The organism is Acinetobacter sp. ANC_7512 (assembly GCF_056779935.1).
In genome coordinates, this window is sequence record NZ_JBWYIX010000029.1 from 1 (window position 1) to 855 (window position 855).

1 protein-coding gene is annotated in these 855 nt (G+C 44.7%); it reads left to right on the forward strand.

The window, feature by feature from the left end:
* On the forward strand, window positions 1-761 hold a 761-nt coding region (locus AC1M9H_RS14305; protein ID WP_481613646.1), incomplete at its 5' end, for a muconate/chloromuconate family cycloisomerase.
* Window positions 762-855: the final 94 nt, after the last annotated feature.

Consider the following 855-nt stretch of genomic DNA (forward strand, 5'->3'; position numbering starts at 1 on the left):
GCTTGCCGCTGTCTGAAGTGCTAGGTGGCCGTCTGCGTGACAGCGTCCCTGTGCTTTGGGTGTTGGCTTCTGGTGATACGGATAAAGATATCGCTGAAGCGAAAAAGATGATCGAAGCTAAGCGTCATAACTTCTTTAAATTAAAAATTGGTTCTCGTGCTGTAGAAGCAGATGTTGAGCATGTTCTCACCATCAAAAAAGCGTTAGGTGCTGATATTTCTATCCGTGTCGATGTGAACCGTGCTTGGTCTGAGTTAGAAGCGATCAAAGGTATTCAGCTTCTGCAAGATGGTGGTGTGGATCTAATTGAACAGCCATGTGCGATTGACAATATTGATGCCATGGAGCGTTTAACTCGTCGTTTTGATATTGCCATTATGGCGGATGAGTCATTGATGGGTCCAAGTACAGCTTATCGTTTAGCGAAGCGTAATGCTGCTTCTGTGTTTGCTGTAAAAGTTGCTCAGTCTGGTGGCCTACTCGAAGGTCGTGATGTAGCAACCATTGCAAACCTCGCTGGTGTAGATCTGTATGGTGGCACGATGCTTGAAGGTTCTGTTGGCACCATCGCTTCTGCACATTTGTTCTCGACCTTTGAGAATTTGGCATATGGCACTGAATTGTTTGGTCCATTGCTGTTAACTGACGAAATTTTAAAGACCCCGCTTCAATATCGTGATTTCGAATTACATCTGCCTCAAGGCAATGGTTTAGGTATTGAGTTGGATTTAGACAAGATTGACAACCTTCGCCGCAAATAAGCGACGTGATACATCAGGAGTGAGACATGCTGTTTCATGTACGAATGGATGTGAACATCCCACTGGATATGCCAGTTGAAAAAGCGAATGAGAT